Source organism: Vibrio sp. 11-4(1) (assembly GCF_013048625.1).
GTDB classification, from domain to species: Bacteria; Pseudomonadota; Gammaproteobacteria; order Enterobacterales; family Vibrionaceae; genus Vibrio; species Vibrio diabolicus.
In genome coordinates, this window is the sequence record NZ_VHSY01000001.1 from 564799 (window position 1) to 584776 (window position 19978).

Annotated in this window: 19 protein-coding genes; 13 read left to right on the forward strand and 6 right to left on the reverse strand. The window is 47.7% G+C overall.

The features are described 5' to 3' along the window. Window positions 1–51 precede the first annotated feature (51 nt). Both grxB and FKN16_RS02305 read left to right on the forward strand, forming a co-directional pair. Window positions 52–681, forward strand: coding sequence for a glutaredoxin 2 (gene grxB, locus FKN16_RS02300; protein WP_100088690.1), 630 nt, complete (start codon window positions 52–54; stop codon window positions 679–681). A 10-nt stretch (window positions 682–691) separates the two neighbouring features. Next, entirely contained in the window at window positions 692–1816 is a 1125-nt protein-coding gene (locus FKN16_RS02305) for an alkene reductase (protein ID WP_046875827.1), read from the forward strand. Window positions 1817–1899: 83 nt separating this feature from the next. Here FKN16_RS02305 and FKN16_RS02310 read toward each other — a convergent pair whose 3' ends face one another. From FKN16_RS02310 to FKN16_RS02320, 3 genes are read right to left on the reverse strand one after another with little or no spacing between them, the layout of a single operon-like run. Next, entirely contained in the window at window positions 1900–2958 is a 1059-nt protein-coding gene (locus FKN16_RS02310) for a zinc-binding dehydrogenase (RefSeq protein ID WP_170901911.1), read from the reverse strand. Between the two features lie 4 nt (window positions 2959–2962). Continuing rightward, entirely contained in the window at window positions 2963–3475 is a 513-nt protein-coding gene (locus tag FKN16_RS02315) for a 2,4'-dihydroxyacetophenone dioxygenase family protein (protein WP_025633388.1), read from the reverse strand. A 49-nt stretch (window positions 3476–3524) separates the two neighbouring features. Then, complete coding sequence (locus FKN16_RS02320; RefSeq protein ID WP_047008061.1) at window positions 3525–4286, reverse strand: SDR family oxidoreductase; 762 nt, start codon at window positions 4284–4286, stop codon at window positions 3525–3527. Between the two features lie 131 nt (window positions 4287–4417). Between FKN16_RS02320 and FKN16_RS02325 the strand changes: the two genes are divergently transcribed. Continuing rightward, entirely contained in the window at window positions 4418–5419 is a 1002-nt protein-coding gene (locus FKN16_RS02325) for an AraC family transcriptional regulator (protein WP_104972315.1), read from the forward strand. A 64-nt stretch (window positions 5420–5483) separates the two neighbouring features. Here the strand turns inward: FKN16_RS02325 and FKN16_RS02330 are convergent, their stop codons facing one another. The 3 genes from FKN16_RS02330 to FKN16_RS02340 all read right to left on the reverse strand — a co-directional run bounded on the left by FKN16_RS02330 (window position 5484) and on the right by FKN16_RS02340 (window position 8881). Then, window positions 5484–6761, reverse strand: coding sequence for a TRAP transporter large permease (locus FKN16_RS02330; protein ID WP_005392736.1), 1278 nt, complete (start codon window positions 6759–6761; stop codon window positions 5484–5486). Beyond that, the gene (locus FKN16_RS02335) at window positions 6758–7315 is read right to left on the reverse strand and encodes a TRAP transporter small permease (protein WP_047008059.1); all 558 of its coding nucleotides are present in this window, start codon (window positions 7313–7315) and stop codon (window positions 6758–6760) included. The genes FKN16_RS02330 and FKN16_RS02335 overlap by 4 nt, the downstream gene beginning before the upstream one ends. Before the next feature lie 132 nt (window positions 7316–7447). Further along, a complete protein-coding gene (locus tag FKN16_RS02340) occupies window positions 7448–8881 on the reverse strand; it encodes a PLP-dependent aminotransferase family protein (protein WP_170901912.1) in 1434 nt (477 codons plus the stop codon). A 273-nt stretch (window positions 8882–9154) separates the two neighbouring features. Between FKN16_RS02340 and doeA the strand changes: the two genes are divergently transcribed. The 10 genes from doeA to FKN16_RS02390 all read left to right on the forward strand — a co-directional run bounded on the left by doeA (window position 9155) and on the right by FKN16_RS02390 (window position 19894). Further along, complete coding sequence (doeA, locus tag FKN16_RS02345; protein WP_005392731.1) at window positions 9155–10342, forward strand: ectoine hydrolase DoeA; 1188 nt, start codon at window positions 9155–9157, stop codon at window positions 10340–10342. A gap of 54 nt (window positions 10343–10396) precedes the next feature. Next, window positions 10397–11404: a N(2)-acetyl-L-2,4-diaminobutanoate deacetylase DoeB gene (doeB, locus tag FKN16_RS02350; RefSeq protein WP_005392729.1), complete on the forward strand. Its 1008-nt coding sequence runs from the start codon at window positions 10397–10399 to the stop codon at window positions 11402–11404. Window positions 11405–11736: 332 nt separating this feature from the next. Further along, a complete protein-coding gene (gene dctP / locus FKN16_RS02355; protein WP_005392727.1) occupies window positions 11737–12750 on the forward strand; it encodes a TRAP transporter substrate-binding protein DctP in 1014 nt (337 codons plus the stop codon). Between the two features lie 103 nt (window positions 12751–12853). Next, window positions 12854–13333 carry an Lrp/AsnC family transcriptional regulator gene (locus tag FKN16_RS02360; RefSeq protein WP_006741393.1) on the forward strand — a complete coding sequence of 160 codons (480 nt, stop codon included), beginning with the start codon at window positions 12854–12856 and terminating at the stop codon, window positions 13331–13333. Window positions 13334–13488: 155 nt separating this feature from the next. Further along, window positions 13489–15009 carry an NAD-dependent succinate-semialdehyde dehydrogenase gene (locus tag FKN16_RS02365; protein WP_170901913.1) on the forward strand — a complete coding sequence of 507 codons (1521 nt, stop codon included), beginning with the start codon at window positions 13489–13491 and terminating at the stop codon, window positions 15007–15009. A gap of 41 nt (window positions 15010–15050) precedes the next feature. Next, window positions 15051–16457: an aspartate aminotransferase family protein gene (locus FKN16_RS02370; RefSeq protein ID WP_074190436.1), complete on the forward strand. Its 1407-nt coding sequence runs from the start codon at window positions 15051–15053 to the stop codon at window positions 16455–16457. Between the two features lie 86 nt (window positions 16458–16543). Beyond that, window positions 16544–17518, forward strand: coding sequence for a hydroxyectoine utilization dehydratase EutB (gene eutB / locus FKN16_RS02375; protein ID WP_170901914.1), 975 nt, complete (start codon window positions 16544–16546; stop codon window positions 17516–17518). 14 nt (window positions 17519–17532) lie between these two features. Further along, window positions 17533–18492: a cyclodeaminase gene (locus FKN16_RS02380; protein WP_006741389.1), complete on the forward strand. Its 960-nt coding sequence runs from the start codon at window positions 17533–17535 to the stop codon at window positions 18490–18492. A 56-nt stretch (window positions 18493–18548) separates the two neighbouring features. After that, a complete protein-coding gene (locus FKN16_RS02385) occupies window positions 18549–19325 on the forward strand; it encodes an Asp/Glu racemase (RefSeq protein WP_048624768.1) in 777 nt (258 codons plus the stop codon). A gap of 47 nt (window positions 19326–19372) precedes the next feature. After that, window positions 19373–19894, forward strand: a complete 522-nt coding sequence (locus tag FKN16_RS02390; protein WP_006741387.1) for a DUF2058 domain-containing protein — start codon at window positions 19373–19375, stop codon at window positions 19892–19894. Window positions 19895–19978: the final 84 nt, after the last annotated feature.

The window sequence follows — 19978 nt, forward strand, 5'->3', positions numbered from 1 at the left end:
GTTCAACGCACAACAACACGCCCTGCCCAGCCAAGAGATAGGAAACAAAAAATGAAACTGTACATTTATGAACATTGCCCCTTTAGCGCCCGCGTCCGTTTTGTTGCAGGCATGCTGAATATTCAGCTCGACGTCATCAACATTGCTTATGACGACGAGAGCACCACCACAAACATCATCGGCGCAAAACAAGTTCCTCTTTTGATCAAAGACGATGGCGAAGCGATGGCGGAAAGCTTAGACATCATCAACTACTTCCTTGAATTGGCATCTTCCAATGAAAGCAGCCAACCCTCAGCACCGGTTTTAGACTGGCAAAAACAGGCGTTTTTACCGCTACAAAAAGTCGGGTATCCGCGTTGGTCAAACATGACGTTACCGGAATTTGCAACAGAAACCGCTAAACAAGCATGGCGTGCAAAAAAAGAAACCGAAGCATTAAATTTTGAAGCCTTGATTAACGATACACCTGCGATTGCGAAAGAAGTCGCCGCTTTGATAGAACAAACCAAATCCTTGCTCAACCTAAGTTCAGAAAAGCAAACGTCACTGGTTGATCAGGCCATTATTTTCTCCATTCTACGCGGCTTTTTCAGTGCGCCCGAAGTGCAATGGGATCCAGCCGTACTTCACTGGATGGCAACCGCTCGTAAAGCGACCAACGTGCCAGTACTTATCTGAGGAGCGCAACATGAAACAAAGAACAAATAAGCTGTTTGAACCAGCTCAACTAAAAGCGTTGTCACTACAAAACCGTATTGTCATGGCACCAATGACTCGCGCACGCACCACTCAGCCGGGCAACATCCCGAATGAGATGATGGCAACGTATTATCAACAGCGCGCTTCTGCCGGGCTGATCATTTCCGAAGCCACACAAATTTCGGACGATTCTCAAGGCTATTCGTTCACCCCTGGCGTTTACACCGATGCGCAAGTGGCGGGCTGGCAAGGAGTGACCCAAGCGGTCAAATCACAAGGTGCAGCGATGTTTTGTCAGCTATGGCATGTGGGCAGAGTGTCTCACCCAACATTCCAAAATGGTGAACAGCCTATCGCACCATCTGCGCTCGCTCCGGTAGAGACGCAAGTTTGGATTGCGGATGAACAAGGCAACGGCAATATGGTCGATTGTGTTGAGCCACGCGCCATGACACAAGCGGACATCAACCGAGTTGTCGGTGATTTCGCGAACGCAGCCAAACGCGCCATTGAATCGGGTTTTGATGGGGTAGAAATCCACGGCGGGAATGGGTATCTGATCGATCAGTTCTTAAGAACCAACTCAAACCATCGAACAGACAACTACGGCGGTCCACGAGAAAATCGTATCCGTTTTCTTATCGAAGTAGTGGATGCAGTTATCGCCGCTGTTGGTGCGCATCGAGTTGGAGTGAGATTGGCACCATTCATTACGTTTAAAGATATGGACTGCCCAGATATCGTGCCAACAATCTTAGAAGCATCAAAGCAACTACAGGAGCGCGACATTGCCTACTTACACTTGTCCGAGGCCGATTGGGCCGATGCTCCAACGATTCCTGAGGCGTTTCGAGTCGAACTTAGAAAGCGCTTTCGCAACGCTATTATTGTTGCAGGTCGCTACGATCCTCAACGAGCAAACGAAGTATTAGAGAAAGGCTACGCGGATCTTGTCGCATTCGGACGACCATTCGTAGCAAACCCAGACTTAGTCTCTCGCTTGCAACATCACCATCCGTTGGCAGAACTCGATGGCTCAACGTTGTTTGGCGGAAACGAACGAGGCTACACCGATTACCCTGCTCTGCAACAGGAATACGCAGAACAGGCCTAACAAAAAAAGCCCCAACCTAGCTGCTACGGTTGGGGCTGTCACCAAACTAGAATTGGTTTTAGCTAGCTTAATCTGGCTAAGAGTTAAATCACTTCTAACGCGCCGCTGCGCCAAGGTTCGATAACGACTTTGATGTGATCATTTGGCGTCATTAACTGTCTAAACGCATCTTCCACACCATCGATTCCCACTTTGGCGGTAAGCATTTTCTGCCAAGGCAACTTGTGTTCGGCAATCGCTTGAAGGCATTGCTCAAACTCTTGCGGTTGGTAGTAGTAAGAGAATCTCAAATCGAGCTCTTTTACCGTCGCGTACGCGTAGTTAATGGTTGCTGGAGCCGTATGAATGCCTGATACAACGATTCGAGATCGGGCAGGAGCACGGCGCATGAAATCATCAATCAAAGTATGTTTGCCAACACACTCATAGATGACCAAACGTGAATTCATTCCATACTGTGCCCCGACGGCGATCTCGTCCTCCTTGGTCGGGTTGATCAATCGATTTGCGCCAAACTCGCTGGCAAGTTGCAGCTTCTCTTCCTGAAGATCGACCGCAAGAATGTTGCTCACACCGCGTTGTTTGAGCGCTGCAATCACCGCCAGCCCTATAGGGCCGCAACCGACAACCAGCGCTGTATCTTCCGTTTCGATTTCACTGCGATTGACCGCATGCAAACCGACCGCCAGCGGCTCGGTTAACGCTGCCGCTTCAGACGGTATTTCGTCGGGCACTGGCAGTAGGAGCGCTTCATCAAGTAGGAAATACTCAGAGTAAGCGCCGTAAGTACCCGGAGTGACACCAACGCCTGCGCCATTTTGGCTGAGCAACATCGGCACAGAGGTGACTCGGCTACCGACAGGCAACGTTTGCTGCGTATCGGCACCGTATTCGACAATTTCCGCACAGAATTCATGTCCCAACATCACTTGAGCGTGCTCACCTACTTCATCAGGCATCAACCCGAGCTGGTAGAATACATCAAACACCTCATCCGCGTGTCGAGTAATGTGTAGGTCGGAGCCACAAATCCCACAGGCGAGACTACGAACCAAGACTTGTCCCGCTGCGGGTTTGGGGATTTCGACTTGCTTCAGGCGGACACTACCATCCTGCATTACGATACTGTTCATCTGTTGCATGGGGTTACTCCGCTAGCTCATCACTCAGGGCAGCAATCGCACCCGGTTTGATATAGCGCGCAGTGAAGCCTTGCGCTTTGGCAGCGGCAACCACCACTTGCTCAATCCAACCTGCATCCATGATGTTGATAAAGTTACCCTCTTCGTCAAAGTTAATGTTCGCACCTTGGATCACCATAAAGCCATCTGCGCCACCCGACTCTTCTGGACAGTGAAAGGTATGAATCGAACCGCCCGGCTCATATAAGTAGCTACCAGCGGTTTGGACTTGGTCTGGATACTCGATGTAGTGCCACGCGCCACTCAGTGTATAGAAATGCACCACACCAGTATGGAAGTGCTTAGGCAGAGTGATACCCGGTTTGAACTTGGCGCGAATCACCCACGTACCATTTTCTGGGTCAAGAAACAGCGGGTAAACATCAACACCCGGTAGCGCGTCTTTAATGATCGACTCTTCATTAGTATTAAGAGTTAATAGGAAATCTTGATGCTGAATAACTTCTGGTAATGACATAACTTACATCCTCACTATTGCTGTAATTTGGCGTGCTCGCCTATTCCATCTATCCCATGAGCGGGTACTTAAAATTCTCGAAACCGTCAGATGCGCTAATGGTGCAGCCGTTGATACAGTTGGCTTTCTCGCTGACAAGAAACGCTACCACGTTGGCAATCTCTTCTGGTTGCGTGAAGTTTTGGCGCATCTGTTCTTTGCGGATGTGGTTCCACAAGCCGATCTCTTCGTATTGCCTTAACATCGGAGTATCGACACGTCCCGGAGCGACGGCACACACACGAATATCCAGAGGCGCTAACTCTAGAGCGGCGCATTTGGTCATCATATCGACTGCAGCTTTACTGACGTTGTAGGTAAACGTCATCTCGGAGGCCATTTGGGCGTAAACGGAAGAGGTATTGAGGATCACGCCCGGTGTCCCTTGCGCTTGGAATTGTCGTCCAGCGGCGAGAATGCCATAGTAAACGCCGTTTTGGTTGACTTTAGAGATAGGCTCAAAGTCGGCGATAGGATCATGTTCAAGCAGAGGTTTCGGTGCGCCGATACCTGCATTGTTGACCATGATGTCAAGTGAGCCAAATTGTTCGACCGCGTACCTCACCATGGCTTCGACTTGTTGGTAATCGGTGACGTCCGCAACAAAGGTTTCCAACTGCTTAGAGCCAAAACTTGCGTACATTTGCAGTGATTGCTCTGAAATATCGACAGCAAGCACTTTGGCTCCTTGCTCTCTTAGCTTTGCAATAATAGCTTGCCCAATTCCACCCGCAGCGCCAGTCACGATGGCAGTTTTATTGATAAGTTCCATACAGCTTCTCATCCATGCGTTGTTGTTATCGAAATGTAACTTAGATCAACTCACTGGCACTCACTTGACCTTTTACGAAGTAAATTTGATATATTGCGATTTACAACCTGTTAACATTTAAAAATCGAGACATGTATATCGTACGAAGTGGCGCTGCCGATAAATTTGATAGCTTGGTTTCAGAATTAGGTCAGAATCCGCAAGAGATAATGGCCGCTGCTGGCCTGTCTGCCGCGCAGTTTCGCGATCCCGATACCTATCTCGCCTACCCTAGGTTGGCTGAATTACTGGAAGAAGCGGCTGCTCGTTGTCAGCAACCGTTGTTTGGTGCGTTACTCGCCGAGCGCCAAAACCTGCAAAGTTTAGGCGATTTGCCGATGCTGGTTTCTCGTGCTGAAACGGTCGGTGATGCATTGGCGCGGGTGAATGATTATCTCTATCTGCATTCGTCAGGCGTTACTCTCAACATGACGCCACAAGATGATTGGGTACGATTGTCGCTCAATATTGATGTGAATAGTGACCGCGGTATTGCGCAGTTGATGCAGCTCAGTGTGTCACACTTAGCCATGTTTATCGCCAGTTTGCTCGATATTGAAGCAAGCCACTTCGCGCTACATTTGACTCAACACGCAACCTTGGAAGTAGAGCAAAGCAAGTTTGCCCAACAGAACAAACTGCGTTTCGGTGATAAGTTTGACGGTATCCTACTTAAAGCGAGTCTGCTTAACGCTAAGAACCACCAAGACGAAGACGCACTGGATCGCCACTTTCAACAGCACCTCAAGTATTTACAAACCCGCTATCCTAACAATCTGAGTGATCAAGCAGCGAATATGATTGGTCGTTTGTTGTCGACGGGAGAATGCAGCGTGGAGCGCGTTGCAAGAGCATTAGACCTGCATCCGAGAATGCTGCAAAGCAAGCTAAAGCAGCAGAGCACGAGTTATCGACAGCTGTTGCAGCAAGTGCGTCAGGATTTCGCCGAGCAGCGTTTAAGTGAGAATATTCAGAGTATTACCGATATCGCGTTGCAACTGGGTTATGCAGAAACTGCGGTATTCAGCCGCCACTTTCGCAGTTGGACAGGAAAGTCGCCTAGCCAATGGAGACTGGAGAACAGAATAAGTTGAACCAGTTTGAGAGCATAGATTAAAAAGCCGCCGATATTCAGCGGCTTTGAGCGTTTAGTCGATACTATCGAAACGCTAAATCACGTAAGAAAAGTGAAATCGAAGGGAAGAAAATCAGCATCACAGAGACCAAAAGCAAGATGAACACAAACGGTGGTGTCCCGCGAATCACTTCTACATAAGGGCGTTTAAACACGGCAATCGCGGTAAAAATATCACAACCGAATGGCGGCGTTGCAGAACCTATCGCCGCTTGCAAGGTCACGATGGTGCCGACAAGTACTGGGTCAATGCCAGAGGACTTAATCACAGGTGCAAAGATAGGGATCAAAATCAGCATCACTACGATTGGATCAACGAACATACAACCAATAAAGAACGCAATTGAAATAACGACCAGTAACTCGGTCTGCGAAAGATCATTAATCCCGATCATACCCAACAATTCTTGCGGGATCTGGGCAAATGAAATTACCCAAGAAAAAGCAGCCCCTGCTGCGACTAAGATAAATACCACCGCGGTAACCATGCCCGTAGAAAGCGCGATTTCGCCAAGCTCCTTCCATTTCACTTTACGGAAGATAACCATTTCTAATAACACTGCGTACAACACCGAAACCGACGCCGCTTCGGTAGGGCTAAATACTCCAGCATAAATACCGCCAACAGTAATGATCGGAAAACCAAATGGTAAAACCGCTTTACGTATTGTGGTCCAACGTTCTTTCCAGCTGGCTCGCGGGGCATTTTCTACAGAGCTTTTACCTGCATAAAAATAACAGTAGGCAGAAAACATCAATAAAATCACGATCGCCGGTCCAATACCTGCAATAAACAGCTCAGCAACCGATGTTCCAGACACCACACCATAGATGATCATACCGATACTCGGTGGAATAAGGAGCGCTAAGTCAGAGGCGTTAATAATCAAAGCCAGAGCAAAACTGTCTTTGTAGCCATACTCCAACATTTTCGGTCGCATAATAGAGCCAACAGAAACAACGGTGGCTTGTGTCGACCCCGATACCGCACCAAACATCGCACAGCTAAGCGATGAGGTGATCGCCAGACCGCCACGAACGTGCCCAACAAACGCCATTGCGACATCTAGCAAGCGCGTTGCTGCCACGCCTCGGGTTATAATTTCTGCCGCGAGAATAAACATAGGCACAGCGATCAACGCAGCGGGTTTGATGCCAGCAAGCATTTGCTGGATCATAAAATCTGGTCCCAAGCCAAGAAAAACAATAAATCCCAACATGGTCGCCGCTAATAGCGGTACCAACATCGGAAAGCCAAAAGCCAACAACGTGATCATCGTTGCAACAAGAGCGGTCGTCATAGCGCTTTCTCCTGCTTAGTGGCAGAGCCGATGCCATCTGGTCGAGATGAGCGTGAAAGCTTTGTCAGCGTTATGAAACGTTTGATATGGCGACCACCCACACGCGCGAACTGAACCGTGCTAAAGAAAAGGCCAATCGGTGCGATTAAGTACACCCAGCTCAGAGGTACTTGCATTGCAGGAGAAAGACGCCCCATTTGGCTCACCTTGCCAATGTATTGCCACGAATACCAAGTTAGCACCGCCACCAATGCGGCGGTGAGTAAATAAATAATGCCGTTTGCTAAAGTTTGTATACGCTTTGGAAGCATATCGGTAAATGCCGTCATACGGATATGGCGAGATTGGCGGGCAGCATAACTGCAACCAATAAACGTGACGGCGATAATGAGGAAATAATTGAGTTCTTCTGAAAAGTAGATGCTTTGGCTAAAGAGGTAGCGCCCTAACACGTTAGCAATTGAGTTCAACGCAATAAGAAGCACCGAGCCAATGAGCAGTGCCGCCTCCGCTTTCTGTATATATTTATCTAGCCACTGAAAAATCCCTTTCATCCGCGCTGCTCCTGATCAACAAAAATGTTAATGAAACGTTATCTTTTTCATGACAATCAAGTCAATCAGGTGAATAAGAAAGATTTTCTGAACTTGGCGCTTTCGCAGAAAAAATTGGTCAGAGCATACTGCTCAGACCAAAAAGTGAGAGGTTGGAGGGTTTGTATCGAGAATTTCTGCAATCACAGATAACCCATGCTTGATGTAGCCTCGATTAGTCTCTGCTCCCAAACTGATTCGCACGTAAGGCATTGGCTGATTAGTATCGAGAACAAAAGGTTTATACCCCGTGATCTGCACCCCAGAACGCTTAGCCGAAGCGACCAGATCATCACTGCTCCACTGCTCAGGTAACCTCAACCAAATGTGCTGACCATTCGGGTGTGAGCTATAAACATGCCCTTCTAAAGTAGCTTTTGCTATTCGCTGGCGCTTGGCAAATTCATTGACTTGAAATCGAATAAGTCGATTTAATGTACCGTTCTCGATCCACAAATGAGCGACTTCAAACGGTAGCGGGGTCGCAGACCAACTCGTCGCTGCTAAACGGCCAATCGCATGCTGCAAAAAATGACGTGGGACCGTTAAATAGCCCGTACGCATACCTGGCGCTACGACTTTGGTTAAACTGGTGACATAAAAAGCCTGCTCGGGTAACAGTGCGGCGAGAGGTGGGACACGATTGGGCTCTAGTGCCCCATACACGTCATCTTCAATCACGTAGATCTCATACTGCTTCGCAATATTTGCTATCGCCTCTCGGCGCGAAATATCCATATGCGCACTATTCGGATTGGCCATGCTCGGTGTGCAACACAGCGCCTTGATTGGTTTGTGTTTACATGCCCATTCAAATGCATCCGGCGTGATACCAAATTCATCCATCTCAAGCGGCTGTAACTTAAATCCAAGCATTCTCGAGCGAGAGATCAAGCCATGATCGACTAAGTGACCACAAGCGACGAAATCACCGTGTTCAACAACGGTGCTTAAAGCCAAGGTCAAGCCATGGCATGCACCATTTGTGAGTAATATTTGATCGGTACCAACGTCCAGTCCTTGGCTACTGAGAAATCGCGCTCCGGACTCAATATGATGAGGCTGACCTGTTACTGGCTTTGCTTTACTGATCAAACTGCGATTGTTTGTTTGCCCAGCAATTTCCATTAACGCCTGATTAAAAAGCGTAATGTGGCGATCGGTTACTACCGGATGAGCGATCGACATATCAATTTCATCCGGCGTTTCTTTCATCTCTTGCGTCAGCATGAACTCCGTGTCCGTGCTTTCATCCACAAAGCCTGATTTTACAAACGTACCGTTTCCCACCCAAGACTCGAGCGCACCTTTTTTCTCTGCATAACCATATGCATGACTGACGGTTTGTACGCTCACGCCAATTTGCTCCGCAAACTCACGATGTGTGGGTAGTCGAGTACCGGGTTTTAGGTAACCACTGCGGACACATTCGACAAGATAATTGCCAATGGAGATGTACTTAGCGGTGCCTGGGCGAATGATCGGGTTCAAAGAAATTGTCATGACACAATATTTTAATTGATTCATTTTTAATGCTCATTGTAACTTCAATTTAACAAATGGCGAGTTTTTAGCCATCAAATGCGGTGTAATGCACAAAAATGAGCCACAATTGTAATGATTGACATGAGAAATATAGATTCAACAAACATGTTAAATGGCATCGTTTAATCCAAACCCAGCCGCAGTGGTGAGTTGCAATAGTTTTTAAACGCAGGTCTGGCTGACCTGGTGGAAGGTAGAAATACCTCAACGTCTCCGAAGGCCCATAAGGCGTCGGATTTTTAACAAGGAGAAAATATGAGAGGCGTTGCTTTGCATTTTACACTGGATGAATTCCAGGACCGATTAACAAAAGTTCGGCAGTCGATGGAAGAACGAGAGTTGGATGTCCTTATCATTCACGATCCTTCTAACATGGCATGGCTGACTGGTTATGACGGTTGGTCTTTTTATGTCCCACAATGTGTCGTTGTAGGATCATCTGGCGAGCCTGTTTGGTTTGGGCGCTGCCAAGATGCCAATGGGGCATACAGAACTGCGTATATGTCGGCAGAAAATATCACCTACTACCCAGACCATTATGTAATGAATCCACCATTACACCCAATGGATTTTCTGGTAGAAGCGGTACTCGCCCCGCGTCTTTGGGATCGCGGCCGTATCGGGGTGGAAAAAGATAACTATTACTTTAGTGCCACCGCTTACGAGTCACTCACCACGCACTTGCCGAATGCTCAACTTCTCGATGCAACCGGGCTAGTCAATTGGTGTCGCGCCGTTAAATCTGATCAAGAACTGGCTTATATGTACCGCGCAGCTCGCATTGTTGAAAACATGCATCGCGTCGCGTTCGATATGATCGAGCCAGGATTGCCGAAACATCACCTTGTCGCCGAGATTAACCGCCAAGCAGTACTTGGGCATGAAGATCACTTTGGCGATTACACCGCGATCGTACCGCTTTTGCCATCTGGTTCTGATGCTTCTGCACCTCACCTAACGTGGGACGATAGACCTTTCAAAAAAGGCGAAGGTACTTTTTTCGAAATCGCTGGCGCGCATCGCCGTTACCATTGCCCACTCTCTCGCACTATTTTTCTTGGGGAACCAGACGACAAATTCAAACGTGCAGATGAAGCATTAACTTTAGGTCTCGAAGCAGGCTTAGAAGTCGCAAGACCAGGCAATACTTGCGCCGACATCGCCAACGCATTGAACCAAGTTCTGGATAAAGCAGGATTCTCACGTGAAGGCGCCCGCTGTGGTTACCCAATTGGTCTGAGCTACCCTCCTGACTGGGGCGAACGAACCATGAGCTTGCGAGACACCGATAAAACCGTATTAAAAGAAGGCATGACATTCCACTTTATGCCGGGGCTATGGTTTGAAGATTGGGGGTTAGAAACCACCGAAAGCATTGTGATCACCCGTGATGGTGCAAAAACACTGTGTGATTTTCCACGCCACTTATTTGTTAAACACTAATTTTTCAAACCGTAAGTTCTGTTGAACTAGGCTTAAGAACAAAAAGGACTTGATATGCAAAAGAGCTCGATCACAGCCACCGTAGACTTTGACCGAGAAGGCGTGCAGCACGGCTTTTTAGCGCTACCCTATTCCCATGATGACTCCGCTTGGGGAAGCATCATGATACCTATCACCGTGATCAAAAATGGTCTCGGGCCAACGGCGCTGCTTACTGGCGGTAATCATGGTGATGAATACGAAGGTATTACCAGCCTGCTTAAATTGGCAAACTCGCTTCAAGCAGAGCAAATCCAAGGTCGCGTCATTATTGTGCCAATGATGAACTTACCTGCGGTACAAAATGCCTCGCGCACATCGTCTATCGATAAAGGGAATTTAAATCGCAGCTTTCCCGGAAACCCTGTAGGCTCAGTGACCGAAAAAATCGCGGATTACTTTACTCGTTACTTAGTACCCATGTGCGATTTTGCGTTAGACATTCATTCAGGTGGTAAAACGTTAGACATCGTGCCTTTCGCCGCCGCCCATCGCCTCGACAACCTCGATCAAGAAGAAGCATGCATCTTAGGTGCGAAACTGTTTGGCGCACCTTACACCATGATCTTGCTCGAAATGGACGCCACCAGCCTGTACGACACCGCAGTGGAATCTCAAGGCAAAATCTTCGTCACCACAGAGCTCAGAGGTGGCGGAACCAGCACTCCAGAAACCATCGCTTATGCCGACCGAGGTATTCGTAACTTCTTGCGTTTTTCGGGCAACTTATCAGGTGATTACGAAAAACCAACCCTGCCAACTAGGTTGCTTGATATGCCCGATGCAAGTTGCTACGTGCAAAGCCAGCACAACGGTATCACCGAATACTTATTTGAGCTTGGCGATACCATCAAACAAGACGATGTACTGGCAAGAATCTATTCAACCGAGCGTACAGGGAGCGACCCAATCGAATACAAAGCGCAGCGCAGTGGGATTTTTGCTGCACGTCGTTTCCCTGCCATGGTCAACATTGGTGACACGGTCGCCGTAATTGCCGAAGACTGTGGCGAATTAAACTAACTCTTACTAGGGCGTCTTGACCTTTCGCGGTTAAATTTTGTTCGAGGTAAAATCGTTTTAGGCGCGGCGAAGACTATGCAGCCTAGTCATTCTAAGCAAATGGTCTTCAACAAAGCATAAAACGATTTTTGCGGGGGCGCCTAGCTCGAACCCTTCGGGCAGCCTTTGTGGTTCATTTCTACTGCGTTATCGGCTTTTTATGTAGGCCACCCACAAAGCGCTGCAAAAATCAGCTCGAAAGGTCAACACGCCCTAAACACGACACAACATCGGGTCTGGTGTATCACCTGCCGTTGGTGAATTGACTCACAAACTGATTAAGGAAGAAATGGATGAATCCGATGAAACACAGCTACCTAACGAGTGCCGTACTGATCGCAGCCAGCTTTGCCACCAGCAATGTTTATGCAGAAACGTGGAAATTCGCTCTAGAAGAAGTCAAAGGCTCGGTGCAAGATGCTTATGCGCAAGAGTTTAAAAAGCGCATCGAAAATGCAACCGATGGCGACGTCACAGTGGAAGTCTATCCATACGGCACATTAGGTCAGTCAGAAGATCTTACCGAGCTTACTGCGAACGGTATTATCCAATTTACCAACGCATCGCCAGGTATTTTTGGTTCATTCGTGCCCGAAATGCAGGTTTTCTCCATCCCTTACCTTTTGTCGCAAGACAATGATGTGAATAAAAAAGTGCTGAGTTCAAGCCCTACTATCTATGACACACTCGGCGGAAAGCTAGAACAGAAAAACCTCAAACTTCTCACTATGTATCCAGAAGGTGAAATGGTGTGGACGACCAACCGTGAGATTCGTTCTCCAAAAGATTTTGATAACTTCAAAATGCGCGTGATGGCATCGCCAATGCTGGTTGAGGCTTATAAATCGTTTGGAGCCGACCCTACGCCTTTACCCTACTCAGAAGTCTATGGTGCTCTGCAACTTAAAATGATCGATGGTCAAGTAAACCCCGTTTTTGCTATCGAAGAAATGAAGTTCTACGAAGTGAACGACTACATGATCTGGGCAGGACAACAACAATTTACTACTACTGTCATTACCAATAACAGCTGGTTCGAAACCCTCCCACAAGCCCGCCAAGATCAGGTCAATAAAGTCATCGCTGGTATGACTGACTTTATATTTGAAAAACAGGATGAGTTTAACCAAAAACGTCTTGATCAAATTAAGCAAGCAAAACCAGATATGCAGATGATCAAACTCGACAGTGACGAACGTGCAGCATTTAAACAAGCCTCTATGCCAATGCGGGACAAATACATCGAGCTTACAGGCGACAGCGGTAAAGCGGTGCTGAGCTCACTGGAGCAAGAGTTCAATCAATAACAGAATCAATAACAGAAAAAGGAGTGGCCTTCGGGCCACCTTATAGCGGTTGACCAGTCATCAACTATTCTGAACTGATTGGTATTTTACAGGGAGACCAATTATGCGCCTCGATCGCTACGACGTAAAAATTCTACAAATACTTCATGACAATGGCCGTATTACCAAATCTCACCTTGCCGAGGCCATTAACCTATCTGTGAGCCCTTGCTGGGAGCGTGTCAAAAAACTGGAAGAAGCAGGCATCATTGAAGGCTATGGGGCAAAAGTAAATACCGATGTTTTGTTCAAACGAACGTCGGTCATGGTTGAAGTTACGCTCAAAGAGCACAGCGCCCAAGCGTTCAAACGTTTCGAGCAACTGGTTCAACACTCACCAGAAGTCACTGATTGTTATGCCACAGGCGGCGGTGTCGATTACATACTCAAAATTCAGTCGGAAGATATTGATCAATATCAGCGGCTTATCGACAACTGGTTAGAGTCAGAAGTGGGCATTGAGCGCTACTTTACTTACATCGTGACGAAAACAATCAAACGTGATGCAGGCACATTAGAAGTGAACCAAAACGCCTTGTTCTAAAAGGGAAAACACGCTTAAAAGACGACCAGAAAAATCACCATATCTGATGGTGTGGAAAAGAAAGTTTTGATGGTTTAAACCTCGGCATCAGAAATTATTTCGGTCACTTCTCCATTACAGTTTAACTATGGACAACGACGCTGGGAGAAGGACTCATGACAGCACTGCACAGCTTACATGCTGAGGAATTAAAAGCCTCGCACGACATGATGGCGATAATGAAAGACGTACGTTTGGTGAGAGGTTTAGCGTACGTAAATGGCAAATGGGTAAGTGGTGACCAATTTCATCCGGTGGATAATCCAGCGGATGGTACGGTCATCGGCTACATTACCAAGCTATCTCAGCAACAACTCTATCAAGCGATTGATGAAGCCGACCAAGCCTTTCGTCAATGGCGAAAAATGCAAGCAGAAGAACGCGCTGAAATTCTCATGCGTTGGCACGATCTGATTTTAGAGTCAAAACAAGATCTTGCTCGTTTGATGGTTATGGAGCAAGGCAAAATATTAGGTGATGCTTTGGGTGAAATCGACTACGGCGCATCCTTTGTTCGTTGGTTTGCAGAGGAAGCACGCCGCAGCTATGGCGAAACCATCCCAAGTCATATTCCGAATGCGCAACTATCGACGATACGCGAGCCGATTGGTGTCGCAGCTCTGATTACACCATGGAATTTTCCTAATGCAATGGTCACCCGTAAAGCCGCCGCAGCATTAGCGATAGGCTGTCCGGTGCTCATCAAACCTGCCAGTGAAACGCCTTTCTCCGCATTGGCCTTGGCAGAATTAGCAGACCGAGCTGGCTTTCCACCTGGTGTATTTAACGTGATCACTGGCGATGCGGTGATGGTGTCACAAACCTTGTGTCACTCCGATAAAGTCAAAGCACTCTCGTTCACAGGTTCAACTCGAGTGGGTAAGTTGCTGCTGCGCGACGCGGCACAAACCGTGAAGAAGTGCAGCATGGAGCTCGGCGGTAATGCCCCTTTCATCGTGCTGCCAGATATGGATGTCGAGCAAGCAGCCAAAGCTGCCGTGGATGCCAAGTTTCAAACAGCAGGACAAGACTGCTTGGCCGCAAACCGTATTTTCGTCCCCGAAGATAAGTACGAAGCATTTTTGGAAGCGTTTGCCAAAGAAATGAGCCACATCGTTTTAGGCAATGGTTTAGATGAAAAAGCCACCATGGGGCCGCTGATCAATCGCGCTGCGGTGGATAAAGCGCATGATTTGGTGCGTGACGCACTCGACAAAGGCGCGCGATTGGTAGCGGGATACCACCAGCCCGTACCAGGCGAAAACTTCTTTGCGCCGACATTGCTGGCCGATGTCACCCCTGATATGGCGGTGTATCGCGAAGAGAATTTTTGTCCTGTGGCAGGCGTATTGCCTTACCAAGACTTAGATACCGTGATTGAAATGAGCAACGACACTGAGTACGGCTTAGCTGCCTATGTTTATGGTCACGATATTCACCAAATTTGGCGCTGCATGCGTGGTTTGGAGTTTGGCATGGTGAGCGTGAACTCCGTCAAGATGACTGGCCACCCTATCCCATTCGGCGGTGTGAAACAGTCTGGACTTGGACGAGAAGGCAGTCGCCACGGCTTTGAAGAATACAGTGAAATCAAATACTGCTGCTTAGGCGCTTTACCAACCGTCAGTGGCAGTTAAGGCACGAAATATGGATATCCAATTATTCGAGGAGAAGGATCATGAGCAACAAAACCCAACAACTTTTAGAGATCGACCGTCAGAGAGTATTTCATGCCTCAACCCACCTGAAGCAGTATGCGGCTGGGGAGCTTTCGGGAAGAATTATCTCGAGCGGAAGCGGAATACGCATCACCGATTCAGAAGGCATCGAGCTGATAGACGGCTTTGCCGGGTTGTATTGTGTGAACATTGGCTATGGTAGGACTGAAATGGCCGATGCCATTTATGAACAAGCCAAAGAGCTGGCGTACTACCACACTTACGTCGGTCATACCAACGAAGCACTAGTGACACTGTCAGATCGCATCATCAAAATGGCGCCTGAAGGCATGAGTAAAGTCTACTACGGCATGTCAGGCAGTGATGCGAACGAAACTCAACTTAAGTTGGTGTGGTATTACAACAATGCTCGTGGTCTACCAGAGAAGAAAAAAATTATCTCCCGTGACCGCGGCTACCATGGCTCAAGTATCGCTTCGGGTTCAATGACAGGACTGCCTCTTTTCCACGCACATTTTGATTTACCGCTTGAGCGCATCAAGCACACCATGGCGCCGTATTACTATCGCCGTGAAGACGAGAGTATGTCTGAGCTTGAATTCTCTCAATATTGTGCGGATCAACTCGAAGCGATGATCTTGGAAGAAGGCCCTGAAACGGTGGCAGCTATGATTGCGGAACCAGTGCTCGGAACTGGCGGTATTGTGCCACCACCAGAAGGGTACTGGCAGGCGATTCGTAAAGTACTAGACAAATACGATGTACTCTTGATTGCGGATGAAGTGGTCTGTGGCTTTGGTCGCCTCGGCTCCGATTTTGGCTCACTGCACTACGACATGAAACCGGATCTCATCACGGTAGCGAAAGGGTTAACCTCAGCGTATCAACCGCTGTCTGGCGTGATCGTCGGTGAACGAGTTTGGAGTGTGCTAGAAAACGGCACCGACCAATGGGGCGCTATCGGACACGGTTATACCTACTCCGGTCACCCAATGGGAGCGGCAGCCGCGAACTGCAACCTCGATATCATTGAACGTGAAGGCTTGGTGCAAAACGCAGCCGAGGTCGGCGCTTACCTGCAGCAACGTATGGCGGAAACGTTTAACGATCATCCATTGATCGGTGATACTCGTGGCGTTGGCTTGTTGCATGCGTTGGAGTTTTCTTCAGACAAACTCCGCCGAGCACACTTTGATCCAAACTTGAAAGTGGGTCCGCAAATCGCGGCAGCCTGTTTAGAGCAAGGCTTAATCGCTCGTGCCATGCCACATGGTGACATCCTCGGCTTTGCTCCACCGCTTATCGCGAACCGTAATGACATCGACACTATTGTCGACAAAGCGCACCAAGCGGTCAATAAAGTGATGGATAACCTCGTCACGTCTAAACAGTGGCAGCCAAAATAGCCGCGAATTAACCAACTCACAAACCTACCAATGATTACCGCCCCCTCTGACCAAATTAGAGGGGGCGGTCCTAAGAGACGTACTACATGGAAACACAAGCAATCTTTGCCGCAAAGAAAGCGATTAACGGATTAGTCAGTCGCACACCATTACTTCACTCACCACTGTTATCGCAACAATATCAATGTGAAATTTGGTTAAAACTGGAAACACTACAACCTATTGGTGCTTTTAAATTGCGTGGAGCGACTCATGCCATGAACAAACTGAGTGAGGAACAAAAACGACATGGCGTCGTCACTTGCTCTACTGGTAACCACGGCCGTGCCGTGGCTTATGCAGGGCAACGACTAGGAGTCCGCACCGTGATTTGTATGTCCAATTTAGTGCCACAAAACAAAGTCGACGCAATTAAAGCATTAGGCGCAGAAGTTCGAATAGTTGGTCAAGCTCAAGACGACGCGGAGCGAGAAGCATTGAGGCTAACAGAAGACGAGTCGATGACCTATCTCTCACCATTCGAACACCCAGACATCATCGCCGGACAAGGGACCATTGGGCTAGAAATCATTGAAGATCTTCCTGATGTCGACGTCATTTTCGCCGGGCTATCTGGCGGCGGATTGATTGGTGGTATTGGCTTAGCCGCAAAATCAAACAGCAGCAAAGTGAACGTGTATGGCGTTTCCATGGACAAAGGCGCTGCGATGGTAGAAAGCATTAAAGCAGGAAAACCAGTACAAGTTGAAGAGCACGAATCGTTTGCTGACAGCTTAGGTGGCGGCATAGGTTTAGACAATCGCTATACCTTCAAACTCGTGCAAGAAGTCATGGATAAAGCGTTTTTAGTCAGTGAACACAACATCGCCAAAGGCATGGCAGATATTTTCGATGCAGAAAAATTTGCCGTAGAAGGCGCAGCCGCAGTGGGGCTTGCCGCCATTCACCAGCATCAACTGGACTTACGCGGTAAGAAAGTCGTTTTGGTGCTCAGTGGAAAAAACGTCTCTTCAGACACTTTTGAGACGGCATTAAAAATTGGCCGCCAAGTCAAAGAATAACCGAGGTCGTGCGAATGAAAATCTATAATAAATCTCAGATAGAGCAAGTGACTCAGTTAGATCTTAATGCGTTAGCGGCCGTGGAAAATGGCTTCAAAGCGCTTGGGCAAGGCAACGTCACCATGCCTCCGATTCTTAGTATGGCAATCGAAGAACATAACGGCGAAGTGGATGTAAAAACGGCGCATATCAAAGGCAATGAGCGCTTCGCGATAAAAATCAGCCCAGGTTTTTTTGATAACCCAAAACTGGGACTACCCAGCCTAAATGGTTTGATGGTGCTCTTTAGCGCGAAAACAGGGCTGGTTGATAGCGTATTGTTTGACGAAGGGTATCTAACCGACATTCGTACTGCTCTCGCCGGCGCTATCTCCGCGAAATACCTGTCGAACTCAGAAGCATCCAAAATTACGGTTATTGGCAGTGGGCTTCAAGCAGAACTACAAGTCGCTGCAATAAAATTAGTTAGGCCAATCTCCCAAGTGAACATCTGGGCAAGAGACAACACAAAATCGCAGGCTTACAAACAACGTATGGAGCAACGATACGATCTATCCGTATCCGTACACTCCTCTATCCAGCAAGCATGCCAAGAAGCCGACATTATTGTCACGACAACACCATCAAAAGAACCTTTGCTGAATTGGGAAGATATCCCATCCGGAGCACACGTGATCGCTATGGGTTCAGACAGCCCTCATAAACGTGAGCTTGCCACCTCAGTCATCCTAAACGCTGAGCATCTGGTGGTTGATCGAATCAGTCAGTCAGAATCACTTGGCGAATTACGTGGTGTAGACAAACCGCTCACCCGTAGCCTAGTCGAACTTGGCGACATCATTTGCGGCAAGCACCCCTACTCAAGGCGTGTTGACGATGTTTCGGTATGTGATTTAACGGGAACTGGCGTTCAAGACACCGCAATCGCTGACTATACCGCTCAACAACTCACCAGCATTCAATCCACGATGTAACTTATTCCCTGTGACTTTGGCGGTGGGCAACCACCGCACTTTTTGAGGGCCGTAACATGCCAGAGCTCTGTACGTTTCAATCTTTAACCACTCAGTTTGAGTTTTCGGCGGATGTATCCGCTTATCAACGTTCAATCGGACTCATTCAACTCGCGACCGACTATGTGCTAGAAAACGAATGGCGCGAGCATTTACCCGCAGATGTTCGCTTATACACTTCACGCTTTCTCACTACAGGTACTGTCGATCCTCTGCACTTAACAGACATGCAAAACAGTATCCGCGAGTGTGTACGCACCATCGTGCCAATGTGGCCAATCAACGTCATGGCGTTTGGCTGTACGTCAGCTAGTGTGCTCATTGGCTCCGATAAAATCACTGATTTAATTCGTCAAGAGAGACCCGAAGCCATAACAACTAACCCTTGGCAAGCCGCACTGAGAGCGCTTGAACACCATCAAGCTCAAAGAATCGTTATGCTGACGCCGTATACCAATGACGTCAATCACCCACTTTATGAGTCCATGACCGAACATGGCATTGACGTTCTGGCCTTTGGGTATTTCAATCTCGACTACGATCCCCATATCCCAACCATTGGAGGACAAGACGTAGAGAATGCCTTAGCGCAGCTGCTTGAGTCGATTGATTGCACTGTGGACGCAGTATTTATTTCATGCACGAACATGCGAGTCATGCATCTACTGCCTTATTTCTCAAGCCGCTTTGGTATTCCTGTACTAAGCTCCAACCAAGTGATGCTTTGGGACGCATTGCGTTTGCTTGAGTCTGATAATTTCTCCGACGTGTCATCATCGCCCTTTCCTTGCTGATAAGGACTCGCTAAAATGCACAAAATTGCGCACTAACTGGATGAAACATGGCAAAACTTACCCTTCAAGAACAAATGCTGAAAGCTGGCTTAGTTAATGAAAAGAAACTAAAGAAAGCGAAGAAAGGCTCTAAAAAATCACGCGTTCAAGCACGCGAAGTAAAAGCGGCGGTTGAAGAGAATAAACGCCAACAGTTAGAGCGTGATAAACAATTGAGCGAACAGCAAAATGCCGAGCGTTTGAATAAAGAGATCAAAGCGCAAATCAATCAATTGATTGAGATGAACAAGATCGACTTAAAAGATGGCGATATTAAGTACAACTTCACCCATGGCACCTTGGTTAAGTCACTGTATGTTGATGCTCTCATCCGTGAACAGTTGATTAAAGGCATTCTAGCCATTGCTATTGTCGGTGAAAGCTACGTTGTCATTCCACGCGGAGTAGCAAATAAAATTGCTCAACGTGATGAATCCGTCATCATCGAACAGAAAGAACCAGAATCGGACATTCCAGCAGAAGACGACCCATACGCAGATTTCGTCGTGCCAGATGACTTGATGTGGTAACAACAAACAATAGATGCATCAACGAAAAGAGCCGCTGATATAACATCAGCGGCTCTTTTTTAATAGAAAAATACGCTACAGAAA